Below are 26,584 nucleotides of genomic sequence, written 5' to 3'. Positions count from 1 at the left end.
ATGTTATTTTTATATAAAATTTAAAATTCAGAGGAAAAATGATGATTCAATTACCGGATGAATTCAGGGAAAAAATGAAAGAGCTTTTAGGAGAGGGGTATGATTCTTTCATAGAAAGCTATGACAAGGAACGGGTTCAGGGGCTGCGGGTAAATCCCTTAAAGATTTCCCGGGATAAATTTCAAAAGATATGCCCTTTTGAATTAAAGAAAATTCCGTGGGCAGCAGAAGGGTATTACTATCAGGCGGCCCAGCGGCCGGGAAAGCATCCATTCCATGAGGCAGGCCTTTATTATATTCAGGAGCCAAGTGCCATGGCCGTTGTGGAACTCCTTGATCCCCAGCCAGGAGAAAAGATCCTTGATTTATGCGCTGCGCCGGGAGGAAAAACCACTCATATTGCAGGGAGGCTTCAGGGAAAAGGCTTTCTTTTAAGCAATGAGATCCATCCCGCCAGAGCGAGGATTCTTTCCCAGAACGTAGAGCGCATGGGGATCGGAAACGGGGTGGTGTCCAATGAGGATTCCAAAAGCCTGTCCTTGCGCTTTCCCGGTTTTTTTGACCGGATTGTGGTGGACGCGCCCTGTTCCGGCGAGGGGATGTTCCGAAAGGATGAGGCTGCCAGGCTGGAATGGACCCCAGGACATGTAAATGCCTGCGCAGTCCGTCAGGAAGAGCTTCTTTCCAATGCGGCAGTCATGTTAAAGCCGGGAGGAACCATGGTTTATTCCACCTGTACCTTTTCCCCTGAGGAAAATGAACAGGTCATTGAAAGCTTTCTTCTTTCCCATCCCGGCTTTTCCATCAAAGATATGGGAGAGCGCCCCGGCCTTTACCCCGGCCGCCGGTCATGGAGTAAATCCGGTCTGGCGGACTTGGAAAAGACCTTTCGCATCTGGCCTGATAAGTCAGAAGGAGAAGGCCATTACCTGGCGGTATTAAAAAAAGACGGGGATGAGATTTCTGAAAAAAAGCAGACTGTGCCGGAATACACCAGGGACAAATCCGTGTTAGGGGGATTAGAAGAGTTTTTAAAGGATTTCCTGGCAGACCCTGCCCCCTTGCTTCTTAGAAAAGAATATATTCTTTTTGGGGATCAGCTGTATCTGATTCCCCCGGAAATGATGGATTTTAAAGGCATGAAAATCATCCGTCCGGGACTTCATATGGGGACTGTGAAAAAGAACCGGTTTGAGCCGTCCCATGCGTTCGCTCATTTTCTTAAAAAAGAAGAAGTAAACCGTTTCATTGACCTTCCTGCTGACGGAGAGGAAATTATTAAATATCTTAAGGGAGAAACTCTTCCGGAAGAGACCGCCCTTTACGGTGACAATAAAAAAGGCTGGGTGTTAGTCAATGCCGGAGGATATTCCATCGGGTTTGCCAAGCTGGCCGGGGGAATCCTTAAAAATCATTATCCCAAAGGCCTTCGGTGGATGTAATTCCAAGGAACTGCATGTCCTCAGGAAGGGGTGCCTCAAAGGAAAGGGGCTCCTTTTTGATTGGATGAAGGAAATCCAGCCGGAAGGAGTGGAGGGCCTGCCGTTTTATGTAACCATAGTCGGGATGATAAAGAAAATCTCCGGGAATGGGATGGCCGATGGATTTTAAATGGACCCGGATCTGATGTGTGCGGCCGGTTTCCAGGCAAAGACTTACCAGGGAATGTCCGGTCACAGGGTCATAATAAAGCCGTTTATAATGGGTGCGCGCTTCTTCTCCATTTATCCGGTCCACACACCGTTCAATGGTGGAGCCTTCCACACGGGCGATGGGAGCGTCAATGGTGCCTTCCAAGGGGAGCTTTCCACAGGCAACAGCCAGGTAGCGGCGGCGGATCTCCCTTTTTTGCACCATATCTGAAAGGATGCAGGCGCTTAAAGGATTTTTAGCCAGAATCAAAAGTCCGGTTGTATCCCGGTCCAGACGGTTGATGGCCCGGTAAATAAAAGATTCTCCTTTTTCCTTAAAATAATATGCCGTTCCGTTAGCCAGAGTATGGTCAAAATTGCCCTGGGACGGATGGATAGGGATACCGGCCTCCTTATTGACAACCAGGATATGTTCGTCCTCGTATTCAATTTGAATTGCCATGGGAGTGGGAACGATGTTTTCAGAGCTTTCATCCTCACGGATAAAGACAGACAAAGAGTCACCCGGTTTCAGGATGCGGGTGGTATATACGGATTCTCCTCCAACCATGATTCCGTTTTCTGTGTTCCGAAGCTGCCGTATCAGGCTCTGGGAGTATCCCAGGTTCAGGAGATACTGTTTCACAGTCACCTTTTCTTTGATTTGGGTTATAGGATAAGTCATAGTCATTTTCATAAACAGATTCTACCATGGAGGGTGGCGATTGACAAGGAGAATCTATGGGTTATAATTAGCTGGTAGAAAATGAAAGAGGGGTTTTAATCATGTTTGATCAGGATACTTATGAAGCATTGGAAATGGAATTTGGAAGAAACCGCATCACGGAAGATGTTGAGGAGGTTTTGCTGGATTTTGCAGAAGCCATGGCAGACAGGGGAATTATGGATAAAGAACTGGTTTTAACGGAATCCTATGGAAAGACACCGGTTTTAGTGTCAGGGATCTGCTCTGAAGAAGAGGGAGAAGTGAACGTCCTCATTAAGAAGGTGAAGGTCGGTAATAAGGAATTTGAAATTAACGATTATTTTCTATAGGGAGAAAACAGGGCGGAAGAAATGGAGGCAGCACACTCATGATGACAATCAGACAGGAATATTCGCCAAAGGAGATGGGACTTGATCTCCTGTGCGATCTGGCGGGAGCATTTTTATTTAATATTGGAATCTATAATTTTGCGGTAAACGCGGAGTTCGCACCCGTAGGAGTATCAGGCATTGCGCTGATTCTGCGCTATTTGTTCGGCCTTCCCATGGGAATTACCAGCATCGTCTTAAACGTTCCCATTGTGCTGGTCAGCTACCGGCTTTTGGGCCGGCGGTTTTTGCTCCGTTCCATGAAGAGCATGGTCATCTTTGCCCTTGTGCTGGATTACGTGGTCCCTTATCTGCCGGTTTACCAGGGAAATCCCCTGTACGCTTCCGCCTGTACCGGGATTTTTTCCGGCCTTGGTCTGACTATCGTCTATTTAAGAAACTGCTCCACAGGAGGAACAGACTTTCTGGTCATGGCCATCCGAAAACTGCTCCCTCACCTGACCATCGGACAAATATCCCTTGTGGTAGATGCCATCGTGATCATTGCCGGAGGTTTTGTGTTCCGCAACCTGGATGCTGTCATCCTGGGCCTGATATCTTCCATAGTGACCACCATGGTGATCGACAAGATCATGTACGGACTTGGCGCCGGAAAGCTGGTCTTTGTGGTCACCTCCCATGAGGAAGAGGTGGCTCAGAGAATTGAGGAAAATACCGGCCGGGGCTGTACGTTTCTGCAGGGACAGGGCTCCTATTCCCGGGATGAAAAGAAGGTGGTCATGTGCGCCTGCAACAACAGCCAGGTGGTGCCCATCCGCCGTGCTATCCATGAGATTGATAAGGAAGCATTCATCATTATCACAGATTCCAACGAGGTATACGGAGAAGGGTTTAAGGCCATGGGAGGACAGCTTTAGGCGAAAGGCGCACACTTATTTTATGCCGGACTTTCCCCTGCCGGATGTATGGTCCACAATGGCATCCTTTTTTAAAAAGCTGGCCCTTTTCACGCTGTCGGTGCCGAATTTGCTGCGGATATGATCCACGGCTTTTTCCATTTCTTTCATTTTGCGGGCCTGTTCCGATTCAAAAAGACTGAGCTGGCAAAAGCCTTCCTCTGAAATCTTGGTGGTGCGTACGCCGATTAAGCGTAAGGGGGTGCGGTCCCATAGCTCCTCAAGCAGCTTGCAGGCGCTTTCGTAAATAACTGTGGTGGAGTCCGTGGGATTGTTTAAGGTCACCTGATGGGACTTGGTTTGAAAATTCCAGTCCTTAATCTCCACGCAGACGCAGTCGGACAAGACATGGTCTGCCCGGAGGCGGGCGCCCACGGTTTCGCTTAAAGATAAGAGGACCTGGCGGGCTACTTCAAGGTCGTCCACATCATGGGAAAGGGTGGTGCTGTTTCCGTAGCCCTTGTTTAATGGCTCCCTCTCTGCAACAGGGGAGGAGTCAATGCCGCAGGCATAGTCATGGATCAAAAGCGCGTATTTTGCCCCCAGAAGGCGCTTTAAATGGCTTACGTTGCAGGCCGCCAGTTCTCCTATGGTGTGTATGCCGATGCCTTCCAGCTTTTTCTGGGCGGAATGGCCCACAAAAAACAGTTCCCGGATAGGAAGAGGCCACATTTTGGAAGGAATTTCATGGGCAAATAAGGTGTGGCAGAGATTGGGTTTTTTAAAGTCCGAGGCCATCTTTGCCAAAAGCTTGTTGGGAGCTATGCCGATGTTTACCGTAAAGCCCAGTTCACGCCATATCCTTTCCCGTATCTGGTTTGCCACCTCTAAGGGGGGCCCGAAGAGATGGATGGTGGAGGTCATATCAAGAAAGGCTTCGTCAATGCTGAATTTTTCAATGTCAGGAGTGTAATCAGATAAAAGCTCCATAAGCTCACCGGACTTTTCAAGGTAAACGTCAAACCGGGCCGGTACAACGGTCAGAGCCGGGCATTTGCGCAGGGCATGGCTGATGGGTTCTCCGGTGATGATCCCGTATGCTTTTGCCGGCGTGGACTTTGCCAGAACGATTCCGTGCCTTAAGGAAGCGTCGCCGCCTACTGCCGATGGAATGGTGCGAAGATCAAGGGCGCCTGAATCCTCTGCCAGCCGTCTGACAGATTCCCAGCTTAAAAATGCTGAATTTACATCTATGTGGAAAATTAAAGGTTCCGGTGCCATGTCCGTCCCTCCTTTGACATCATTTTATCTTCAAAGCACTTATTCTTTTATTATACCGAAAATACGTTCGGAAAGTAAAGGGAATAATTGAAAAAAATGCGGAATAGGATAAAATAAATTCATGGGGGAGGCTCTTTCATGAGGCATGCCATAGGAATACTGCTGGCAGCGGTATTTGTCCTGATTATGGGGACAGGAACTGCTGCGGTCAGGCTGGCAGGAAAAGAGGCCGTCAACGAGAAAACAACAGTAACAGAGGAGAAAGGAGAAAAAAGTGCGTCGGTTCAGACAAAGGATGAATTAAATCTTTATGCCCAGTCAGCAGTTCTGATGGATGCCTCTACCGGCCGCATCTTATATGGGAAGAACGAGGATCTGGCCCGTCCCATGGCCAGCACCACAAAAATCATGACCTGTATACTTGCCCTGGAGCACGGGAATCTTTCCGACACAGTGACTGCCAGCCAGAATGCTGCTTCCCAGCCCAAGGTCCATTTAGGGGTTCATAAGGGGGAGACGTTCCTGCTGAAGGATCTGCTTTACAGCCTGATGCTGGAATCCCACAATGATGCCGCCATGATGATCGCAGAGCACATAGGAGGGAGCCAGGAAGGATTTGCCCGGCTGATGAACCAGAAAGCCAGGGATTTAGGCTGTGAAAATACATATTTTATTACACCCAATGGCCTTGATGCCAAGGAAGAAAAGGATGGACAGGTGAAGATACATTCCACAACAGCGGCAGACTTAGCCAGGATCATGAATTACTGCATCGGCCAGTCTCCAAAAAAGAAGGAATTTTTAGAGATCACGGCAACGAAAAGCTATTCCTTTACAGACCTGGAAAGAAAACGTTCCTTTTCCTGCAATAACCACAATACCCTTCTGGCCATGATGGACGGGGCGTTTACAGGAAAGACCGGGTTTACGGGAGGAGCCGGGTATTCCTATGTGGGGGCCGCCCAGAATGACGGAAGAGTCTACACCATTGCCCTTTTAGGCTGCGGCTGGCCGCCTCATAAGGCCTATAAATGGTCGGATGCAAGAAAGCTGTTCCAATATGGAATGGAGCGCTTTCATTACAGGAACGTATATAAGGACATTACCTTTCCTGATATTCCGGTTAAAGAGGGTATCCCTTCCTCCGGACGCTTAGATGAACCGGTCACCGTATCCTGCGGCATTGGAGAAGGGGAAGAGAAGAGCTTAAACCTCCTTCTGGCAGATGAGGAAGAGGTTACGGTACAGACAGAGCTTCCAAAGGAATTAAATGCCCCGGTGCGCGAAGGTCAGGCGGTGGGAACCGTTACTTACCGCTTAAACGGAGAGGTTATAAAAAGCTATCCGGTGTGTCTGACCCAGGGGGCTGAGCGCCTGACTACGGCCTGGTGCTTAAAAAACATAGTTCATAAATATCTGTCCATGCCGGGGGTTATGGGAATTATCCCAGCTTTTTAGGATAAACCTGCAGGAATCAGGCAGAAAGGAATGGAGTTCTTTCCTTTCTGCCTGATTCCTGTTTTTTGTCATCACGGGGAGGACGGGGAAAACGGCAGAAATAAATTGTATAAACCATTATCACGTGATATAGTAAAAGTGTTTGTTTATCCAAGGAAAGGAAATTACAAAAGTATGAATATGAAAAAAATTGCCACAGTGCTTGTGGGTAATACCATTTATGCCCTGGCCGTATCCCTGTTCATTCTGCCGGGGGGACTGATCACAGGCGGGACTACGGGGCTTGCCCTGGTTGCCCATCACCAGCTGGGCATTCCTGTAGCTGCTTTTGTAGGGGTTTTTAATATTTTAATGTTCGGGGCGGGAGCCTTTGTTTTAGGAAAACAGTTTGCATTGACCACTATGATAAGCACCTTTTATTATCCTTTCATATTGGGGATATTCGAAAATCTTTTCGGCCAGGCGGCAATGACCGGGGACCGGATGCTTGCCACTGTCTTTTCCGGACTTTTAATCGGTTTGGGAATCGGTATGGTAATACGGGCCGGCGCTTCCACCGGTGGGATGGATATTCCTCCTTTGATTGTTAATAAAAAATGGAATTTATCCGTGTCAATGACCATGTCAGTCTTTGACTGTCTGATCCTGCTGTCACAGATGATATTTTCCAATAAGGAGCAGATCCTTTACGGGATACTTCTGGTGCTTCTGTATTCCATGGTTCTGGATAAGGTGCTTTTGATCGGCCGCAATCAGATGCAGGTAAAGATCATCAGTGAAAGGTATGAAGAGATCAACCAGGCCATCCAGTCCCGGATGGACAGGGGGACAACCTTACTTGCCAGTGAAGGGGGATATTTAAGAAAGGCTTCCTTTGCCGTTCTTACGGTAATATCAGCAAGACAGCTTTCCAGACTCAATGAGCTTGTTATGGGAATTGATCCCAATGCATTCATGATCATAAACCAGGTCAATGAGGTGCGGGGGAGGGGATTTACTCTCCACAAAGAATATAAATAATTGGTAAAAAATGGGCGAGAATCTTACGGAAAGATGACTAAGGTTTACGGTTTTTGAAACCCTATTGACTTATAATCCTGACAGGTGCTATACTGTGGCCGAACTAGAAAATGGACGCAGGGAGGAACCAGGGAAATGCTGAAAAAGAAAATCGGTTTATTTTGCTTTGCCGCTGTTATGACCGTAGTGCTGGCAGCCGGGTGCGGCAGGAAAAATGCCGCGGATATAGGCGGCTCATCTTCGGAAACGGCAAAAACAGAGACTGCGGCCGTAAGGATGGAGAAATCCGGAACAGAAGAAAAGGCTGATGAAGAGGCTGTAACGGAAGATGATATGGACCAGTCAGGGCCGGGAACAGAGGCCACAGAGGAAGAGGAAAGCTCCGGACCGGGAAAAAAGGTGGAGGCTTTTGCCGAAAAAATCCAGGAGGCGGTAGCGGACCGGGATTTACAGGCCTTGGGGGATCTGCTGTTTTATCCCTGTGTTTTCATAACAGGTGATGAGGAAACCATCACTCTTAACAGCCTGGAGGATTTGCTTAAACAGAATCCGGATATGGTGTTTGGAGACGATCTTATGGTAGCGGTGGCCAATGTGGATACCGTTTCTCTGAAAATGACGGATAAAGGTGTGGTCATGGGAGAAGAGACATCAAAAGTCACTTTTCAGGAAAGATCAGACGGAAGCCTGGGGATTACGGAGATCAGGGAATAGGCGTTTACAGTGCCTATTGATAAAAAAAACCAAGGCAAAGTGCTCCGAAATATGGGATTGTGATAAAATACTAACATGAAAAATGGACGGAAAATTATGGATTGTAAGAAATTCATAGTTTTCTGTCTTTTTTTATGCCAAAAGTACTTGAAATTTGCCTAAATTAGTTATACAATTATAATTGGCATAAATTGGTGTTATTCTATGGCTTTTTGTTAATAACTTAACAGAGAGCTATAAAAATATTACAAAATGGAGGACTGCAAAATGAGTAATTCAACGAAAAACTCAGCAAGCGACCGAATTCGAGCTTTGCTTGATGAGAACAGTTTTGTTGAAGTTGGCGGCTATGTTACCGCAAGGAGCACAGACTTCAACATGACGGCAAAGGAAACTCCTGCTGACGGTGTTGTCACTGGCTATGGTACCATTGAAGGAAGCCTTGTTTATGTGTATAGCCAGGACGCATTGGTTCTGGGCGGCTCCGTAGGAGAGATGCACGCAAGGAAGATCACAAAGCTCTATGCTATGGCGATGAAGACCGGCGCACCGGTCATCGGCCTGGTTGATTGTGCTGGCTTAAGACTTCAGGAAGCAACAGACTCCTTAAACGGATTTGGCGAGATTTATATGAGTCAGACCCTGGCATCCGGAGTGATTCCTCAGATAACGGCAATATTTGGAACTTGCGGCGGAGGTATGGCTGTTTCCGCAGCAATGGCAGACTTTACCTTTATGGAAACCAGGGGAGGAAAACTTTTTGTCAATTCCCCCAATGCCATTGAAGGAAATTATACAGAAAAATGCAATACAGCTTCCGCGGACTATCAGAGCAGGGAAACCGGCCTGGTGGATTTTATGGGAGAAGAGGACGATATTTTAAATAAAATCAGGACTCTCATTTCCATTCTTCCTGCCAACAGTGAGGATGACATGTCTTATGATGAGTGCAGTGACGATTTAAACCGTGTATGCTCGGATCTGGAGAATTATGTGGGCGATACGGCGATCGCGCTTGCTCAGATTTCCGATAATCAGTTCTTTATGGAGACCAGGAAGGAATATGCTTCTTCCATGGTCACAGGTTTTATCCGTTTAAATGGCATGACAGTTGGCTGTGTTGCAAACAGAACGGAGTCTTATAATGAAAGCGGTCTTAAGACAGCGGAATACGATGCCCTTTTAAGCGGGCAGGGCTGTGAAAAAGCTGCAAGGTTCATTAATTTCTGTGATGCATTCAGCATTCCTGTGCTTACCTTCGTAAATGTAAAAGGATATGAGGCGTCTGCATATTCCGAGAAAACCATTGCCAGGGCAGCAGCAGGGCTTACCTATGCCTTTGCCAATGCAACGGTTCCCAAGGTCACGGTCATTCTTGGGCAGGCCCTTGGAACTGCATATCTGACCATGAACAGCAAGTCCATTGGAGCAGATGTGGTTTATGCGTGGCCGTCGGCCAGTGTCGGCATGATGGAACCGAATGAAGCGGTAAAGATCATGTATTCCGATGAGATCGCAAAGGCTGAGGATGGAAAAAACCTTATAAATGATAAGGCGGAAAGTTATAAGCTTCTCCAATCCAGCGCCCTTTCCGCAGCTAAGAGAGGATATGTGGATGATATCATTGCTGCCGGTGAGACCAGAGCCCGCGTCATTGCAGCATTTGAGATGCTGTTCACAAAGAGAGAGGATCGTCCGGCAAAAAAACATGGCACGATTTAGAATGAGGTGACAGGTATATGAAACTGAATATAAAACCAGCAGTATTGGGACTTGTTATGGCAGCCTGCCTCTTTTCATTATCTGCATGCAGCAAAGCCGATACCGTATCAGAAGAAATCGATGCTGGTGTCCTAACGCAGATGGAACAGCTTCCAGGCTCCTTCCTGGAACTGTATGCCGGCCTTGAAGACAGCCAGGTAGCTGAGTTTAAGAAGAACATGCTTGCCCAGGATCAATATGCCGCCTTGGCAGAGGGTGTGGATTCCTGGGTGAATATAAAAGGTGAGCTTGGGGCCTTGGTATCCATCAGCGATGATGTGAAGGTGGAGGCCATTGACCATGGGTATAGTGCCACGGTTGATGCGGCATTTGAAAAGAGGAATATGGAATTTTCCATTACAACAGATTCAAAGCTCACTAAGATTACCGGCGTGGCATTTGTTCCGGAATATACCTTAGGCGAACGGATGGAAAAGGCCGTGTTCAACACCCTGATGGGCATGGGGACTGTGTTCCTTGTACTGATATTTATCAGCGTGCTGATCGGAGGTTTCCGGTATATCGGTAAATTTGAAGAAAAGATGAAAGGCAAGGCACAGGAGACTGCTTCCAAACCAATTCCGGAGGCTCCTGCCCCTGTTGCAGCACAAGATGCACAAGAGGAAGAGGAACTTGTAGATGACTTAGAGCTGGTAGCGGTAATCACCGCAGCCATTGCAGCATCCACTGGAAGTTCGCCCCAGGGCCTGGTGGTCCGTTCGATCAAACGTGCACCGGCCGGTAAATGGAAAAAAGCTTAATCAAACAGGAGGAATAACATCATGAAGAATTATACAATTACAGTAAACGGAAATGTTTATGAAGTAACCGTGGAAGAAGGCACATCTGCAGGCGCACCGGCAGCGGCTAAAAGACCGGCGGCACCGGCTCCTTCTGCACCTAGTCCAGCTCCTGTCCCCGCGGCAGCACCGGCTCCTGCAGCAGCGGCTCCGGTAAAGGCGACCAGCGCAGGTACAGAAGGCGCTGTAAAGGTAGCGGCTCCCATGCCTGGAAAGATCCTTGGAGTCAAGACCAGTGCAGGCCAGGCTGTTAAGCGGGGGGATGTGCTGATTGTGCTGGAGGCCATGAAAATGGAGAACGAAATCGTGGCACCCTCCGATGGAACAGTTGCCAGCGTTAATGTAGCGGTCGGCGATTCCGTAGAAGCAGGAGCGACCTTGGCAACTTTGGCATGATTTTCTCAATAAACGTGAATAAAACACAGCTTGAGTTTAGAAAATCAGCCGTTCGATGAGCTGCCAGGCGAATCGAACTTCCTTAAATGAGAACAATGGGATCCGCTTAAAAGATAAACAGGCGGGTTTCATATGGAGGGATTAACATGGATTATATTAGTAATACATTTACCAATCTTCTTCAGCAGACCGCATTTTTTAACCTGACCGCAGGAAATATGATCATGATCCTTGTAGCCTTTATATTTTTATACCTGGCTATAAGGAAAGGCTTTGAGCCCCTGCTTCTGGTACCGATTTCCTTTGGTATGCTGTTGGTCAATATCTATCCGGATATTATGAAGGAGGCCGGACCAGATGGTTCAGGAGGCGGACTGCTGCTGTACTTCTTTAAACTGGATGAATGGGGCATCCTGCCTCCCCTGATTTTCATGGGCGTGGGAGCCATGACGGATTTTGGCCCTTTGATCGCCAATCCAAAAAGCTTCCTTTTGGGAGCTGCAGCCCAGTTCGGAATATACTCCGCTTATTTTCTTGCGATTTTTATGGGCTTTAGTGATAAGGCGGCTGCGGCCATCTCCATCATCGGCGGGGCTGATGGGCCGACTTCCATATTCCTTGCTGGAAAGCTGGGAATGACTGCCCTGATGGGGCCAATTGCGGTTGCTGCTTATTCCTATATGGCGCTGGTGCCTATTATCCAGCCGCCGATCATGAAACTTCTGACAACAGAAAAAGAAAGAAAGATCAAGATGGAGCAGCTCCGTCCCGTATCACGGCTTGAAAGGATCTTATTTCCCATTATCGTAACAACGGTGGTGTGTCTGATTCTTCCTACAACAGCTCCTCTGGTGGGCATGCTGATGTTAGGAAACTTATTCAGGGAATCCGGCGTAGTGAAGCAGCTGACAGAGACGGCCGGAAATGCCTTGATGTATATCGTGGTAATTCTGCTGGGAACTTCAGTAGGTGCAACAACAAGCGCAGAAGCATTTCTGAATTTGAACACCATAAAAATCGTGGTTCTGGGCTTGGTAGCCTTTTCAATAGGAACAGCAGCAGGCGTGCTGTTTGGCAAGCTGATGTGTAAGGTTACCGGAGGCAAGGTGAATCCTCTCATCGGCTCCGCAGGCGTATCAGCTGTTCCCATGTCCGCCCGTGTATCCCAGAAGGTGGGCTCTGAGGCGGATCCGACTAATTTCCTGCTGATGCATGCCATGGGACCTAATGTGGCAGGCGTTATCGGCACCGCGGTTGCGGCCGGTACGTTTATGGCAATATTCGGAGTAAGATAATTTGGAAAGGCATTAAGCCTTTCCTTCAATCAGATGAATGAATAATAACCAGGAGGTAAGACAATGGCAGAAATAGTAAAAAAGCCGGTTAAGATTGTAGAGACAGTTCTCCGTGATGCTCATCAGTCTTTGCTTGCTACAAGAATGACTACTGAACAGATGCTTCCCATTGTGGAAAAGATGGATCAGGTTGGTTATCATGCGGTGGAATGCTGGGGCGGCGCAACCTTTGACTCATGCCTTCGCTTTCTGAAGGAAGATCCCTGGATAAGGCTTAGAAAGCTGAGAGATGGCTTTAAGAATACAAAGCTGCAGATGCTGTTCCGGGGGCAGAATATTCTGGGTTATAACCATTATGCAGATGATGTAGTAGAGTACTTTGTCCAGAAATCTCTGGCAAACGGCATTGATATCATCCGTATCTTTGACTGTTTTAACGATCTCCGCAACTTACAGACCGCAGTGACTGCCTGTAACAGGGAAAAGGGCCATGCACAGGTGGCTTTGTGCTACACTCTGGGAGAGGCCTATACCCTGGATTACTGGAAGGACATTGCAAAAAGGATCGAGGATATGGGAGCGGATTCCATCGGCATCAAGGATATGGCAGGGCTTTTGACGCCTTATAAGGCTGACGAACTGGTCCGTGCCTTAAAAGAATCTACAAAGCTTCCCATTGACATGCACACACATTATACTTCCGGTGTTGCGTCCATGACCTATTTAAAGGGAGTGGAAGCGGGCTGTGATATCATTGACACAGCAATGTCACCCCTTGCACTGGGTACCAGCCAGCCTGCAACAGAGGTTATGGTGGAGACCTTCCGGGGAACGCCTTATGACACGGGCTTTGACCAGAACCTTCTGGCAGAGATCTGCGCATACTTCCAGCCTGTCAGGGAAGAGGCTTTAAAGAGCGGACGCTTAAATCCCAAGGTATTGGGCGTGGATATCAAAACCCTTCAGTACCAGGTGCCCGGCGGCATGCTTTCCAATCTGGTCAGCCAGCTAAAGGAAGCGGGCCAGGAAGACAGGTATATGGATGTTCTTCAGGAGATACCCAGAGTGAGAAAAGAGTTCGGAGAACCGCCTCTTGTTACTCCGTCTTCCCAGATTGTAGGGACTCAGGCAGTGCTGAATGTCATAAGCGGGGAACGCTATAAGATCGTAACAAAAGAAACTAAGAAGATATTCTTAGGCGAATTCGGACAGACGGTTAAGCCTTTTGATGCAGAGGTGCAGAAAAAGATCATCGGCGATGAGACGCCGATCACCTGCCGTCCGGCGGATTTAATTGCTCCCCAGCTGGAGCGGTTTGAAAAGGAATGTGCCCAGTGGAAGCAGCAGGATGAGGATGTATTATCCTATGCCCTGTTCCCGGGTGTAGCAAAAGAGTTCTTTGAGTACCGGGCCGCTCAGCAGACCGGCGTAGATTCTTCCTTGGCAGATAAGGAAAGCAAGGTTTATCCGGTATAGTTTTGTAAATAAGGTCTCTCACTTTTGAGAGGCCCCAGATTGTCAGGAAACCCCATTTCAAACGGAAAAATGGGGTTTCTTTTAGTTATGGGGCATAGATGAAATTTCATGCTTTCTTTTTCATGAATGAACCATTATACTGTAATTAAACTCAATGCCATGGAGAAGAGAATGAAAAGCATAAGAAAAATCAGAAAAGAAAAAAAGCTCACTTTAGAAGACTTAAGTCAAAAGACCGGCTATACCATAGGGTATTTATCCCAGCTGGAACGTCAGCTGAGAACTCCCACCCTGAATACCCTTCGAAAGATTGCCTTTGCCTTTGACCTTGATGTTACGGATCTTTTATCCGATGACAATCCTGGCTCTGATCCTGTTTCTGATGTAAGCGGGAATGAATATATTTTAGTAAAAAAGGGAGAACGAAATCCTCTTTATATTGACGAATTGGATCTGACTTATGAAATCATCATGCAGAATCATACAAATACCAGCAAAATAAAGGCAATGGTCTGTGTGTTAAAACCCGGAGACCTGGGTACAGGCAGCAGGGTGGAGCATACCACCGATGAGTTCATCCTGGTTTTAAAAGGGGATATGTACTGTGAATTAGGCGATGCCTCCATTAAAATGACAGAAGGTGACAGCTTACTGATACCTGCAAAATGTCCTCATACCTTTAAAAACCAATTTGATAAGCCTGCGGAGATACTCATGGTATTAAGCTGACTGCGATTATGAAAAGATATGGAGATTAACAATGGAATTTTCAAAAAATTTTACTCTCAGCTAAAAAAATGTTGACAAATAGAAAAGGTTGTTATAGTATTACCATAATAACACGGCAAAGGTGCTTAAAACACCTCTGCCGTGTTTTTGCGTGTAAACATCGTCCAGGGTTCTTAAACAAACAGGAGGAGTTAGTATGAAGAGAAACAAATTGAAAAAACTATTTGCTTTGGTTACCTGCGTTTCGTTATTGGCCGGCTTAACCGGCTGCGGGAGCAATACAAAATCCACAGGTGCACAGACAACAGGAGAACCGGCTGCAAAAGCGGATACCTCCCCAAACTCCTCTCCCTCAGGAGATGACAATACCTTAAAAGTGGGAATTTTACTTGATACTTTGGGAAATATGGATGTCATGCTTACTTCCCAGAATACCGTATTCCAGATTTCTGATACCATTACCGATACGCTTATGGGAAAGGATGACGAAACATTGGAATTATATCCCCTGTTGCTGGAAAAAGCTCCTGAAATATCTGAGGATGGTTTGATTTATACCTGCACACTGAAAAAAGGAGTTAAATTCCATGACGGGACAGAATTAAAAGCCGATGATGTGATCTTTACTTTTAACCGTTTCTTTGATCCGTCAACGGGAAGCAATATGACGTGGCTTTGTGATGATGTGATTAAGGGCGCTTATGAGATGGAAGACGGAACCGCAACAGAAGTTTCCGGAATTCAAAAAGTAGATGACTATACCTTTACCATTGAATTAAATTACTCATTTTCAGCCTTTACATCGATTCTTGCCGCTTCTCCTCTTGCAATCATACCAAAGGAGGCATGCCTGGCCGCCGGAGATAAGTGGGGTCTGGAAACATACATAGGAACCGGCTCCTACAAAGTAGAAAGCTTTACTCCCAAGGAAGAAATCGTTTTAACAAAATTTGATGACTATTTCGGCGGTGCCAAGGCCACAGATAAGATTGTTATTACCAACATGGATGAAAATACAGGACTTATGGAGTTTGAAGCCGGCAATATTGACGTTTGTACCTTACCGACTTCTCTTGCACAGGATTATCTGGCAGATCCCCAGTTATCTGACAATGTAAAATACCAGGAATTTATGGGAATCTGGGCGTTGCATTTTAACATGGCAGTTGAACCCTTTGATAACAAACTGGTCAGAGAGGCAGTTGCTTATGCCGTAGACTTGAATGCTTTGTGCAACGACTATTACGAAGGAGCCCATACCCCTGGAAACAGCCTGATACCAAAAGGAATTCCAGGTTATGATGAAAACAATCCTGTTCATGAATACAATCCGGAAAAGGCAAAAGAGCTGTTGGCAGAAGCCGGATATCCTGACGGCCTGACTTTTAAGGCAGCTGTCAAAAACACGGAAACGATCGTGGAGTGTTTCCAGGTATTACAGGCCCAGTTAAAAGCGTCCAATATCAACATGGAATTAGAACTGTGTGATCCGGGAAGCTGGGCGGAGAAGAGAAAACAGGATGGCGGAACACAGATGTATATGATCACCTGGTATGCGGACTATGTGGATCCTGATATGTTCTTATATCTGCTGTACCACAGTTCCGTATCCGACAATTTTGCAAATGGATTTAGCTCCCAATATAATGCAGAGGATTCTGCCTGGTATGATGCTCAGGTTGAAGCAGGAAGAAAAATAACAGATCCGGATGAAAAGATCAAATTTTATTCTGACATAGAAAGATGGCTGACAACCGAATATTATGCTGAAGTGCCTCTGTTCTGCGCTTCTGAATATTATATGGTTTCTGACAGAGTCACAGGTGTTGTCTATAAGAGTGATTTCTTGTACAGCTATGAAAACGCAGTAGTCAATAAACGGTAAATACCAGGATCAGGCATAGGATTTCTGTCAGCCGGCCGGTACTTAGGGACAGATCGCAGACATCTGTCCCTATATGAAAAGAAAGGATAGGAAGGATGTCTTATGGCAAAATATTTTGTGAAACGATTGGGTCAGGCATTCATTGTTTTAATCGGTGTTACCCTGGTTACTTTTCTGTTATTAAATGTAATTCCCGGTGACCCGGTTGCCGTTATGCTTGATAAAAGCGCTTCCCCCCAGACGGTGGAAAATCTGAGGCGTGAATGGGGACTGGACCGGCCGCTTCCTGTACAATATTTAAGCTTTGTACTGAATGCCTTCAGCGGTAATCTGGGGAACAGCTATTTTGAAAAAACTTCCGTAATAAATATGCTGGCATCAGGCCTGTCCGCAACCTTAAAAGTAGGGACCATCTCTTTTTTATTTTCCGGTTTTATAGGGATCATCTGCGGGACCCTGGCAGCCGTTTTCCGCGGAAAGCCGGCGGACAAGGTATTCATGATTGTTGCAATGCTTGGCATCTCTCTGCCGGTGTTCTGGATTGCAATTGTATTTCAGATCATCTTTGGATTAAAACTGCACTGGCTGCCTATATCCGGACTCAAGTCTCTCTCCGGTTATATTCTTCCCATGATTGCTCTTGGTTCAACCTATGCCGGTTCCATGGCCAGACTGGTCCGTACCAGTGTGCTGGATGCCATTTCTCAGGATTATGTAAAAACTGCAAGGGCAAAGGGCGTTCATGAAGTCATGATCATTATAAGGCACGTCATGAGGAATGCAGCCATCCCCATTGTTACCTTATCCGGCACACAGATGAAATCCATTTTAACTGGTTCCATGATCATAGAAACCATTTTTTCCATATCAGGTATCGGAAAAATAGCGATCAATGCGATTATGGTCCGTGATATTCCGGTGATACAAGGCACTGTTTTGTATACTGCCGCACTATTTGTTCTGATCAATTTGATTATTGATTTACTCTACGGGGTAATTGATCCCCGTATCAGAGTTTCGTAAGGGGAATCAGTTATGAAAATATTACAATCATTGTTTAACAGAAATGCTTTATACGAAGAAATCGGAATGAGTGATCTGGAATCCACCAGCCTGTATAAGGATGCATGGAAACGGTTTAAAAAAAATAAATTTGCCATGGTTTGTCTGGTCCTTATTATTTTGCTGGCTGTCATTGCTGTTTTTGCACCGTTCATCGCTCCTCATGATCCTTATGAGCAGGATGTGCTGAACAAGTTTGCAGACATTTCGGCCGCGCACCCGCTGGGGACGGATAATTATGGAAGAGATATTCTTTCCCGTATTATTTACGGTACAAGGATCTCTCTGGCCGTCGGTATTGTGGCTGAAGCCATTGCCGTTACCATAGGGGTGATCGTGGGCACTGCGGCCGGTTACTATGGGGGAAAGATTGATACGGTATTATCCAGAATTATTGAGATTTTCGCCTCTTTTCCCTTTATCTTATTTGCGATTGCGGTCATGTTTATTCTGGGACAGGGAATTATGAATGTATTCATTGCAATCGGTGTGATCGGCTGGACAGGACATGCCAGATTGATCAGAAGTCAGGTTTTGCAGCTGCGTACAAAAGAATATGCAGAGGCAGCCAGGGCAGCAGGTGCATCTGATTTCAGGATCATGGTAAAGCATATGATTCCCAACTGTTTATCCACCATCATTGTCATCACCACACTGGATATCCCAAGCGATATTATGCTGGAGGCCACATTAAGCTTTCTGGGCCTTGGTGTGGCGCCGCCCACTGCAAGCTGGGGGGAGATGATCAGTACGGCACGGACCTTTTTAAGACAGCAGCCTATGTTCAGCATTTATCCGGGCATTGCCATTATGATCACCGTTCTGGCCTTTAATACCTTAGGGGATGCCCTTAGAGATGCCCTGGATCCGAAACTGAAAAATATGTAGGAGGAATGTACGATGGAAAAAGATATTTTATTGGAAGTAAAAGATTTACAGACTCACTTTTTCCTGGAAGAAGGAAACGTAAAAGCATTAGACGGCATATCCTTTTGCATCAGACAGGGAGAAACCCTTGGCGTGGTAGGGGAATCCGGCTGCGGAAAGAGCTTGACGGCGCTCTCTGTTATGCGCCAGGTGCCGGATCCCCCCGGGAGAATTGCAGGCGGTGAGGTCCTTTTTGAAGGTGAGGATTTATTAAAGAAAAGCAACGCTGAAATGCGGAAAATACGGGGCGGAAAAATTGCGATGATTTTCCAGGAACCCATGACCTCCTTAAACCCTGTTATGACCGTTGGAATACAGATTGCAGAAACCTTGCGGATTCATCAGAAAATATCCCGCAGGGAGGCTAAGCAAAAAGCAATTGAAATGCTTCGTCTGGTTAAGATTCCCCTTCCGGAGCAAAGATATGGGGAATATCCTCATCAATTATCCGGAGGAATGCGCCAAAGAGTTATGATTGGCATGGCACTGGCCTGCAGCCCCGATTTACTGATCTGTGATGAACCTACCACAGCCTTAGACGTTACCGTACAGGCGCAGATTTTGCAGCTGATTGAGGAATTAAAGAAGTCCTTACATATGGCTGTTATGCTCATTACCCATGATCTTGGTGTTATCTCTTCTGTCGCAGATAAGGTTATTATCATGTATGCGGGAAAAATCGTGGAATACGGCGCCGGTGAGAATATCTTTCTAAGTCCCCTGCATCCATATACGAAAGCGCTCTTGTCCTCTGTACCCAAAATCACGGAAGATACAGAGAAAGACTTGTATATGATAAAAGGCATGGTTCCGAATCTTCTGGAAAAACATGAGGGCTGTTTGTTTGCTCCCAGATGTGACTATGCCTGTGATAAATGCTTTCGTGAAAAGCCCGAATTTATTGGCCGGCCGTCCGGAACGGTACGCTGCTTTCGGTATGCATCTGACTGGGAGGGAAAATAAATGAGTGAATACATCATGGAAGTGAAAAATCTTTCAAAATGGTTTTCCTTAAAGAAGAAAGGGAAAAATGGCCAAAAGCTCTATGTAAAGGCGGTAAACCAGGTGAGCTTCGGTATAAAAGAAGGGGAGACCCTGGGCATTGTAGGAGAATCGGGCTGCGGTAAAACCACGCTGGGGCGTACGCTTGTAAAGCTTATACAGCCTTCCGGCGGAACCATTTTATATGATCAGGAGGATGTGACCGGTTTTAATGATAAAAGATTCCGCCCTTACAGAAAAAATATTCAGATTATGTTTCAGGATCCCTACGCTTCCTTGGATCCCCGGATGACTGTCGGTGATATTATTGGGGAACCAATGGACGTTCAAAAGCTCTATTCCAATAAAAAGGAACGCCTCCAGCGAATTGTGGAGCTAATGGAGCTGTGCGGGTTAAACAAATACTATATTACCAGATATCCTCATGAATTTTCCGGAGGACAAAGACAAAGAATCGGAATTGCCAGGGCATTATCTGTAAATCCCAGGCTGATTCTATGTGATGAGCCGGTTTCCGCACTTGATGTGTCCATACAGTCCCAGATTATTAACCTTTTAATGGAACTGCAAAAACGGCTGCATTTATCTCTGGTATTTATCTCTCATGATTTAAGTGTGGTACACCATATAGCAGACAGAATCGCCGTCATGTATTTAGGACAGATCGTGGAACTGGCGGACAAGAAGGAATTGTACAAAAATCCCCTGCATCCTTATACACAGGCCTTATTAAGTGCCATTCCCATTGTTGGAGAAAAGTCTTTTGAAAAAATGCAGCTTTTGGAGGGAGATCTGCCAAGTCCTGTGAATCTGCCATCAGGCTGTCCTTTTCATACACGGTGCAGGTATGCAGCCCCTGAATGCCTGCAAAAAACTCCTGAACTCATGGAGGCCGCGCCCGATCACATGGTTTCCTGCTTAAAGGTATTTAAAAATTGATTCTTACTAAAAAACGTAAATATGGAGAAAAAAATGGCCCGAATAAATGATGATTATTGGAATGCTGCAATGCAGATACATAAAAAGCATCCCGTGGTCGATGCTCATTTGGATTTGGCAGCGGAAATCCATCTAAGATACCAGTCCGGAGAAAAGGAAGTAATCAGGAACCACTATCTGGATAATTTAAAAAAAGGCGGTGTGAATCTGGTTGTATCTTCTGTGTTTGTTGTCAGCCAGGATCTGCCTGAGAGAGGACTGAAACAGGCTTTAAATCAGATCAGCGCCTTATTGATGGACTTAAAATCTGTGTCTGATGAGGTATTGTTAGTAAAAACAAAACATGATCTGGAAACTGTACTGGCATCAGATAAAATAGGAATCATCCTTTATATGGAAGGACTTGATCCCATTGGCGCTGAAAAGGATCTTTTATGGGCTTTTTATGAAATGGGGGTGAGAGGAGCTAGCCTTACCTGGAGCAGAAGGAATTATTTTGCAGAGGGCTGCTGTAATGCCTCGGATTTAAAAGATATAAAAGGCGGATTATCGCTGCTGGGGCGGGAAACCGTAGCTCTTATGGAAGAAATACCTATGTTTCTGGATATCAGCCATTTAAATGATGAGGGCTTTAAAGAATTAGCCTCCCTGACATCAAAGCCCTTTATTGCAACTCATTCCAATGCCCGAAGCATTCATATGAATTACCGGAATTTAACAGATGAGCAGATCCTTGTGCTGGCAAAGCAAAACGGAATCATGGGGCTGAATGCTTATAAAGATATTGTCGGAGCAGATCCCTCTCTGGATTCAGTTCCCAAAATGTGTGATCATTTAGAGCATGTCATTCGTCTTGCCGGTGATTCTCATGTTGGTTTTGGTTTTGATTTGTGCGACTCCTATTTTATGGCAGTATCTGGACATAATATAGAAAAACCAAAGGAAGACTGTATTACTAGCCATGCCCAGATTCCAGAAATTACGGCGGAATTGCTGAGGCGGGGTCATTCAGAGGAAACCATAGCCAAAATAATCGGCGGAAATTTTTTGACTTATTTTTATGAATTTCTGCCATGAGAACAGTTGCTCATCTTCGGAGCAGTCATTCCTTCCGCTTGATTTATTCTTTTGCAACTCCCATAAAAATGCTCCTTTTCAATGAGAATTATCGTATCTTAATTCTCACTGAAAGGAGCATTTGATTTAGAGTTAAAGTTGTTTGCATAAGTAAGGATCAGTTTACACTCTGAGAGTAATTCATGCTATTGAAGATCCTGGATCCGTCTTTTTTTCAGATACAGCACGCAGCCGGACAGGAGCATGACAACAATCAGTACAAGAGTGGACTTTGCGTTGTTTTCTTCTTTGGAAAAATCCAGAGTTATTTCCTGCAGGGAGGTACCGGGCGAAAACTCTGCGTGTATTTCAAGATTTCGATATTGGGGTTCCTGTTTAAAAGGTTGAAAGCTTAAAATTCCGTCCATTCGGTAAAGGTAACTGCCGCCGTTTCCAGATATGGGCTGCCAGTCGCTGACGTTATTGGGATCATCGTCCTGGACCCGCAGGAAAATCTTGAGATTTCCTTTACCGGTCCATTTTACTGTAATCCGGTCAAAAGAAGGGACGGTCATGATTCCGTAGTAATTGCCGCCTTCCTTAGAATCTGCTTTCAGTTCATCGTTTGACAGCATAAGTCCATTTGTTTCATTGCCTTTTTCTTCCCATAGCCTGGAAACTGATAAGGTTTCCTCGCTTTTTCCGCTGGCAGGGAAGGAAGAGAGACAAATAAAACAAGCAGCTAGACAGAGGAGGGCAGAAACGGGACTGGCTTTTGGGAGATCAATAGCCATAAGCCAAAGCTCCGCCGTCTAAGGCATAATCCTGACCGGTGATATAGCTGCCATTGGGTCCGATCAGCAATCTGGCCAGTGCTCCGAGATCTTCTGCATGACCCAGCTTATGCATTGGCATACGTCCGAGGATTTTAGCACCGCGTTCCTCATCCATGATGTCGTCTAACATTTTGCTGTGGAACCACCCTGGAGCAATGCTGTTGACGCAGATGCCATCTTCCGCCCATTCCACGGCAAGACCGCGGGTCATTCCACATACGGCAGCCTTGCTGGTGCAGTAGGGAACGACCTGGGAAAAGCCCAGATGAGCGCTCATGCTGGAGATGTTTACAATTCTGCCTTTATATGGGCTGTTCTTTAGAAACGGATAGCAGATCTGGCTCATGCGGAATACGCAGGCCACATTGACGTTTATGATCCGGTTAAATTCCTCTTCTGGAAAATCCTGTGCCAGACATTTAAACGTTGCGCCGGCATTGTTTATGAGAAAATCCAGATGGCCGCCGTGACGGGCGGCAAGCTCTTGGCAGATCTTTTCCATAGCATGGAAATCACTGATATCACCTTTGATATGTTCGGTTCCCTTTATGCTTTCCTCATATCCTTCTTTTGTCTTTCCGGAACGGCTGATAATGTATACTGCAGCGCCGGCCTCGGCCAGTGCGTTTGCCATGGCCAGTCCGATTCCGCTGCTTCCGCCGGTAATGATTCCGGCACGTCCTTCTAACTCTTTCATGATATTCTCCTCATTAAAGTTCTAGTTTACGGTGACTGCGGCAGGACTTTTCGATCAGTTCCCAGTCAAGCTCGGCGCCGATGCCTGGTTTATCCGGTACCGTAATGATTCCGTTTTTAATTGGCAGCTTTCCCTTCATGGGCAGCTGATAGTTTTCTTCGGGGACGAAATATTCGAAATATTCGCAGTTACGAATTGCACAGCTGACATGGAGGTTGACCAAATCCATATAGTTCATGGTAGTTGTATGAATTTCGCAGTTCAAACCGAAGCCTTCTGCCATGTGTGCGATCTTTAAGGTCCCTGTAATGCCGTCTTTCCAGCTTACATCTGCCCGGACAATATCCGCAGACCGCTGGGCAATGGCCTGAGCTACGCCCCAGTGTGCACCTCTGGTTGTTTCCGTTGCGGCAATGGGGATATCCAGGGTCCGGCAAAGCTCGGTGTACTTATAAAGTTCAAAATCCCGGAATGGTTCCTCCAGCCATTTGTAGCCCAACCCTTCCAGCTGGCGGCCTATGGCTACCGCATCTCCCATGGTGTATTCAGCAACAGGATCGCTCATCAGAATGTAGTCAGAGCCAACGGCATCCCGAAGGGCCTTATGTACCTCCATATCAAAGGCCGCAGGTCCGGCTGGATGGGCCTTATAACCGGGAACTCCCAATGCTTTGTAATGAAGAGCCTCGTCAACGTATTCCTTAACTGTGGAATGAAAATTTCCGCTGGCATAAACCGGAAGACTGCTTCGGTATGCTCCAATGTATTTATATAGCGGGATCCCTGCTTCCCTGGCGCAGATATCCCATAAAGCAACGTCAATGGGGCCAGGCAGATACACCGGGAAAAATGTCAGGTGACGGTCAATGTTCCAAAGCTCGTGCCAGATCGCTTCCCGGTCATGAGGGTCCCGTCCAAGGATAACCGGCGCAATGTTATCATAAAGATAAGCTTCGCTGACTGCGCCGCTTCTGGCCGCCAGGCAGGTGGCGGTTCCATAGACCCCTGTGTCTGTGCCGATTCGGATTGCAATGACATCCCAGTCCATAGCTGCGTTTCCCTGGCGTTTTTTGTCAAATAGACAATGTTCTCTGCTGACCCACCAGGTTTCAAAGGTTACGATTTTCATAATTGTCTTCTCCATTTCTTTACGGAATGTTTTGGCATATTGCTGCAAAGAAGCTGCCATAGCTCTTCTTTTGTGCCTTTTGTGATGCAGTTGTCGGGAAGAATAAATGCCCGTTTTTGTGTGTAATACAAAAATGTACAGTCTCCGACTTTATGAGCGGCAGAAAGATCTTTCCAGTCATAGGAACTGTGCTCCTTTTTGGTGTCTGCAGAAATGCCGCTGTGGTTAAGGTGAATGGTGTATGCCTCATATGGGTTATCTTCCAGATGAAGTTTTTGTATCTGTGCTTTTACGCTGTTTTTGTATTGATACAGATAAACTGCAGGAAACAGGAATCCTATCCCTGCAAAGACAGCACACAGAACCTGGCTTCCGGTTATAAGCTGGAACCATCCAAACAGAAAGAGCAGGGCTGCAAATGCAATCAGGCTTAAAAAACGGTGATGCAAACGAAATGCCTGGAAATTGGAAAAACTGCAAAACTGCTCTTTGCTTATAGCAACATGCATAATAATTTTTGGATCAAAAGACTGTTCCATATTATTTACTCCCTTCTGAAATCGGACATTTGCAGAAATATAGTATCATATGCGGTTTTAAAAGTAAATACTAAAACGTTTTTTATGTAAAAATGAACAAAATACCATAATGTTGTCGTTTTATAAGAAAATATTTTATTATTAGAAGTGATAAAATGAGGTGAAGTAAAATAATGCACAAAATATTAAGAATTATAAAAATATTATTGACAAAAAGGTGAATATATTATAATCTTTTTGCATAAGGCTTTTGAAACGTTTTAGTAACTGAAAAGGTCTTGCAAAAACTATATTCTAATTTTATTCAGGAGGAAAGATCATGAAAAAATTACTGGCTATGACGCTTGTAACTGCTATGGCAGCCAGCCTGGCAGGCTGTGGATCCGGATCCGGTTCTACCGATGCAGCCACAACTGCAGCACCGTCAAAAGAGACAAAGGCAGCAGAAACCACAGCAGCAAAAACCGGTTCCGCTGCGCCGGAGCTTGTTTTTAAGTACGCAGAATTAAACAGCGATGACAACATCAATACCAAGGTGGGGTACAAGTTTGCCGCTTACGTTGACGATATGTCCAATGGCCGCATTAAGATCGAGGTATATTCCGCATCAACCCTGGGGGATGAAAAAACCTGTCTGAATGCTTTGCAAATGGGCGGGGGAACTGTTGACATGTATCGCGGAAACACCAACTCCTTATCCGATTATGGTTTTAAGAAATTAAACATATTCGGACTGCCGTTTATCTTTTCCAGCCGTGAAGGAATGTGGAAGGTTCTGGAAGAAAAGGAATTGGGTCAGGCATTCTTAACAGAAGGAAGTGAAGTGGGTGCCGGAATGGTAGGGTTATTTTATACCGATGAAGGGGCTCGTAATATGTTCACCTCCAAGGAGATTAAGGGATTGGATGATATTAAGAACAAAAAGATCCGCGTGCCGGAAACAGCTCTTATGATGGATACCATGTCAGCGCTGGGTGCACAGCCTACACCGATTTCTTACAGCGAGTTATACAGTTCCCTGCAGACAGGCGTCGTAGATGGAGCTGAAAATGGTCTGCCGGGATATGCCTCCAATAAATTCTATGAAGTCGCTCCTTATTATTTAATGAGCGGACATACTTTCAGCCCTGGAATCGTTATGATGGCGGAAGCAAAGTGGAATGCCTTAAGTGAAGAGGACAAGGAGATCTTACTGGCAGCCGGACAGAAGGCATCAGACTGGAACAAAGGTGAAATCGAGGCAGAAGAGACTGCTCTCCGGAAAGAACTGGAAGATAAAGGCGTTACCATTATTGAAATGACCGATGAAGACAAGGCGAAAGCCCAGGCTGCCTGTGAGAGTGTATGGGCAAGCTATACCGCCGGAATGGAAGATCTGTTACAGAAAATGCTTGAGGTTCAGAAGTAAATATCCATGGTTTAAAAGGGCAGAGATGTTCTGCCCTTCTGTTATCTGAGTGATTCCTATAATACTTGTTAGGAGGAGACATAAGTGAAGAAATTCTATGATGCTGTGTACTGGCTGTTTATGTCATTTTGCAAGATTGTTTTCATTGCCTCTATCTGCATTACAACATTTGTGGTGTTTTGCCGATACATACTGCACATCACTCCCAGGTGGGGAGAACAGGCCATTCTGCTTTGTATGGTATATATGGCACTGATCAGTGCTTCCCTTGCCGTCCGCACAGATACTCATATCCGCGTTATGCTGATTGATTATCTGCTGCCAACAAAGGCCATTGATTTTTTAAAGGCCATGAGTCATTTCTGTATTTTTGCATTCAGCGTGTTCATGATCGTGTACGGAATCCAATTTACAAAGCTGATGCAGGCCAGTATCATGTCAGGCCTTGGCTGCAAGCAAAGCGTTTTGTATGCTTCAGTGCCCATTGCCGGTATCTGCATGCTTTTGATGCAGAGTGAACGTTTTCTTCTGTTCCTTTTGCAATTGCTGGGCAAGACCCCGGCGGGTTATGAAAAGAAAGGAGGAAAATAA

General features: G+C 46.0%; 26 protein-coding genes. 20 read left to right on the top strand and 6 right to left on the bottom strand.

Annotated elements, in window-relative coordinates:
- The first annotated feature begins 41 nt into the window (after nt 1-41).
- Nucleotides 42-1,442, top strand: a complete 1,401-nt coding sequence (locus tag K401_RS0130170; protein ID WP_024296454.1) for an RsmB/NOP family class I SAM-dependent RNA methyltransferase — start codon at nt 42-44, stop codon at nt 1,440-1,442.
- On the opposite strand, the gene K401_RS0130165 is transcribed toward K401_RS0130170, so the two are convergent.
- Nucleotides 1,405-2,328 (bottom strand): RluA family pseudouridine synthase, encoded by a 924-nt coding sequence (locus K401_RS0130165; protein ID WP_024296453.1) that lies wholly within the window; start codon nt 2,326-2,328, stop codon nt 1,405-1,407. The genes K401_RS0130170 and K401_RS0130165 overlap by 38 nt on opposite strands.
- Before the next feature lie 89 nt (nt 2,329-2,417).
- On the opposite strand from K401_RS0130165, the gene K401_RS0130160 reads away from it, so the two are divergent.
- On the top strand, nt 2,418-2,687 hold the full coding sequence (locus K401_RS0130160; RefSeq protein WP_024296452.1) for a hypothetical protein: 270 nt from the start codon (nt 2,418-2,420) through the stop codon (nt 2,685-2,687).
- Between the two features lie 38 nt (nt 2,688-2,725).
- Nucleotides 2,726-3,604, top strand: coding sequence for a YitT family protein (locus tag K401_RS0130155; RefSeq protein ID WP_024296451.1), 879 nt, complete (start codon nt 2,726-2,728; stop codon nt 3,602-3,604).
- A gap of 15 nt (nt 3,605-3,619) precedes the next feature.
- Here the strand turns inward: K401_RS0130155 and K401_RS0130150 are convergent, their stop codons facing one another.
- Nucleotides 3,620-4,864, bottom strand: coding sequence for a DNA polymerase Y family protein (locus tag K401_RS0130150; protein ID WP_024296450.1), 1,245 nt, complete (start codon nt 4,862-4,864; stop codon nt 3,620-3,622).
- Between the two features lie 138 nt (nt 4,865-5,002).
- Here K401_RS0130150 and K401_RS0130145 point away from each other — a divergent pair, with 138 nt between their 5' ends.
- The 15 genes from K401_RS0130145 to K401_RS0130075 all read left to right on the top strand — a co-directional run bounded on the left by K401_RS0130145 (nt 5,003) and on the right by K401_RS0130075 (nt 21,405).
- Complete coding sequence (locus tag K401_RS0130145) at nt 5,003-6,322, top strand: D-alanyl-D-alanine carboxypeptidase family protein (RefSeq protein WP_024296449.1); 1,320 nt, start codon at nt 5,003-5,005, stop codon at nt 6,320-6,322.
- A 174-nt stretch (nt 6,323-6,496) separates the two neighbouring features.
- Nucleotides 6,497-7,342: a YitT family protein gene (locus tag K401_RS0130140; RefSeq protein WP_024296448.1), complete on the top strand. Its 846-nt coding sequence runs from the start codon at nt 6,497-6,499 to the stop codon at nt 7,340-7,342.
- A 135-nt stretch (nt 7,343-7,477) separates the two neighbouring features.
- Nucleotides 7,478-8,056 carry a hypothetical protein gene (locus tag K401_RS0130135; RefSeq protein ID WP_024296447.1) on the top strand — a complete coding sequence of 193 codons (579 nt, stop codon included), beginning with the start codon at nt 7,478-7,480 and terminating at the stop codon, nt 8,054-8,056.
- A 267-nt stretch (nt 8,057-8,323) separates the two neighbouring features.
- The gene (locus K401_RS0130130) at nt 8,324-9,778 is read left to right on the top strand and encodes an acyl-CoA carboxylase subunit beta (protein WP_024296446.1); all 1,455 of its coding nucleotides are present in this window, start codon (nt 8,324-8,326) and stop codon (nt 9,776-9,778) included.
- 17 nt (nt 9,779-9,795) lie between these two features.
- The gene (locus tag K401_RS0130125) at nt 9,796-10,578 is read left to right on the top strand and encodes an OadG family protein (protein WP_024296445.1); all 783 of its coding nucleotides are present in this window, start codon (nt 9,796-9,798) and stop codon (nt 10,576-10,578) included.
- Nucleotides 10,579-10,599: 21 nt separating this feature from the next.
- On the top strand, nt 10,600-11,013 hold the full coding sequence (locus tag K401_RS0130120; protein ID WP_024296444.1) for a biotin/lipoyl-containing protein: 414 nt from the start codon (nt 10,600-10,602) through the stop codon (nt 11,011-11,013).
- Nucleotides 11,014-11,159: 146 nt separating this feature from the next.
- Nucleotides 11,160-12,308, top strand: coding sequence for a sodium ion-translocating decarboxylase subunit beta (locus tag K401_RS0130115; protein ID WP_024296443.1), 1,149 nt, complete (start codon nt 11,160-11,162; stop codon nt 12,306-12,308).
- Nucleotides 12,309-12,371: 63 nt separating this feature from the next.
- Entirely contained in the window at nt 12,372-13,784 is a 1,413-nt protein-coding gene (locus K401_RS0130110; RefSeq protein WP_024296442.1) for an oxaloacetate decarboxylase subunit alpha, read from the top strand.
- Between the two features lie 171 nt (nt 13,785-13,955).
- On the top strand, nt 13,956-14,513 hold the full coding sequence (locus K401_RS32185; RefSeq protein WP_024296441.1) for a helix-turn-helix domain-containing protein: 558 nt from the start codon (nt 13,956-13,958) through the stop codon (nt 14,511-14,513).
- Nucleotides 14,514-14,709: 196 nt separating this feature from the next.
- Nucleotides 14,710-16,398 (top strand): ABC transporter substrate-binding protein, encoded by a 1,689-nt coding sequence (locus K401_RS0130100; protein ID WP_024296440.1) that lies wholly within the window; start codon nt 14,710-14,712, stop codon nt 16,396-16,398.
- 102 nt (nt 16,399-16,500) lie between these two features.
- On the top strand, nt 16,501-17,421 hold the full coding sequence (locus tag K401_RS0130095; protein ID WP_024296439.1) for an ABC transporter permease: 921 nt from the start codon (nt 16,501-16,503) through the stop codon (nt 17,419-17,421).
- A gap of 12 nt (nt 17,422-17,433) precedes the next feature.
- Nucleotides 17,434-18,348 carry an ABC transporter permease gene (locus K401_RS0130090; protein ID WP_024296438.1) on the top strand — a complete coding sequence of 305 codons (915 nt, stop codon included), beginning with the start codon at nt 17,434-17,436 and terminating at the stop codon, nt 18,346-18,348.
- A gap of 12 nt (nt 18,349-18,360) precedes the next feature.
- Nucleotides 18,361-19,350: an ABC transporter ATP-binding protein gene (locus tag K401_RS0130085; protein WP_024296437.1), complete on the top strand. Its 990-nt coding sequence runs from the start codon at nt 18,361-18,363 to the stop codon at nt 19,348-19,350.
- Entirely contained in the window at nt 19,351-20,328 is a 978-nt protein-coding gene (locus tag K401_RS0130080; protein ID WP_024296436.1) for an ABC transporter ATP-binding protein, read from the top strand. It abuts the gene before it with no gap.
- Between the two features lie 33 nt (nt 20,329-20,361).
- Nucleotides 20,362-21,405, top strand: coding sequence for a dipeptidase (locus K401_RS0130075; RefSeq protein ID WP_024296435.1), 1,044 nt, complete (start codon nt 20,362-20,364; stop codon nt 21,403-21,405).
- A 185-nt stretch (nt 21,406-21,590) separates the two neighbouring features.
- Here K401_RS0130075 and K401_RS0130070 read toward each other — a convergent pair whose 3' ends face one another.
- The 4 genes from K401_RS0130070 to K401_RS0130055 are packed head-to-tail and all read right to left on the bottom strand — an operon-like array spanning nt 21,591 to nt 24,585.
- A complete protein-coding gene (locus K401_RS0130070; protein ID WP_024296434.1) occupies nt 21,591-22,178 on the bottom strand; it encodes a hypothetical protein in 588 nt (195 codons plus the stop codon).
- Nucleotides 22,168-22,917, bottom strand: coding sequence for an SDR family NAD(P)-dependent oxidoreductase (locus K401_RS0130065; protein ID WP_024296433.1), 750 nt, complete (start codon nt 22,915-22,917; stop codon nt 22,168-22,170). The genes K401_RS0130070 and K401_RS0130065 overlap by 11 nt, the downstream gene beginning before the upstream one ends.
- A gap of 13 nt (nt 22,918-22,930) precedes the next feature.
- A complete protein-coding gene (locus K401_RS0130060) occupies nt 22,931-24,046 on the bottom strand; it encodes an enolase C-terminal domain-like protein (RefSeq protein ID WP_024296432.1) in 1,116 nt (371 codons plus the stop codon).
- Nucleotides 24,043-24,585: a YcxB family protein gene (locus K401_RS0130055; protein WP_024296431.1), complete on the bottom strand. Its 543-nt coding sequence runs from the start codon at nt 24,583-24,585 to the stop codon at nt 24,043-24,045. Before K401_RS0130055 ends, K401_RS0130060 begins: the two co-directional genes overlap by 4 nt.
- A gap of 319 nt (nt 24,586-24,904) precedes the next feature.
- Between K401_RS0130055 and K401_RS0130050 the strand changes: the two genes are divergently transcribed.
- Nucleotides 24,905-25,993 carry a TRAP transporter substrate-binding protein gene (locus tag K401_RS0130050; protein ID WP_024296430.1) on the top strand — a complete coding sequence of 363 codons (1,089 nt, stop codon included), beginning with the start codon at nt 24,905-24,907 and terminating at the stop codon, nt 25,991-25,993.
- Nucleotides 25,994-26,077: 84 nt separating this feature from the next.
- Nucleotides 26,078-26,584 carry a TRAP transporter small permease gene (locus K401_RS32180; protein ID WP_024296429.1) on the top strand — a complete coding sequence of 169 codons (507 nt, stop codon included), beginning with the start codon at nt 26,078-26,080 and terminating at the stop codon, nt 26,582-26,584.

Source organism: Lacrimispora indolis DSM 755, assembly GCF_000526995.1.
Taxonomy (GTDB): domain Bacteria; phylum Bacillota; class Clostridia; order Lachnospirales; family Lachnospiraceae; genus Lacrimispora; species Lacrimispora indolis.
Note: the sequence above shows the minus strand (reverse complement) of the source record. Positions and strands in the feature narration are given on the sequence as shown.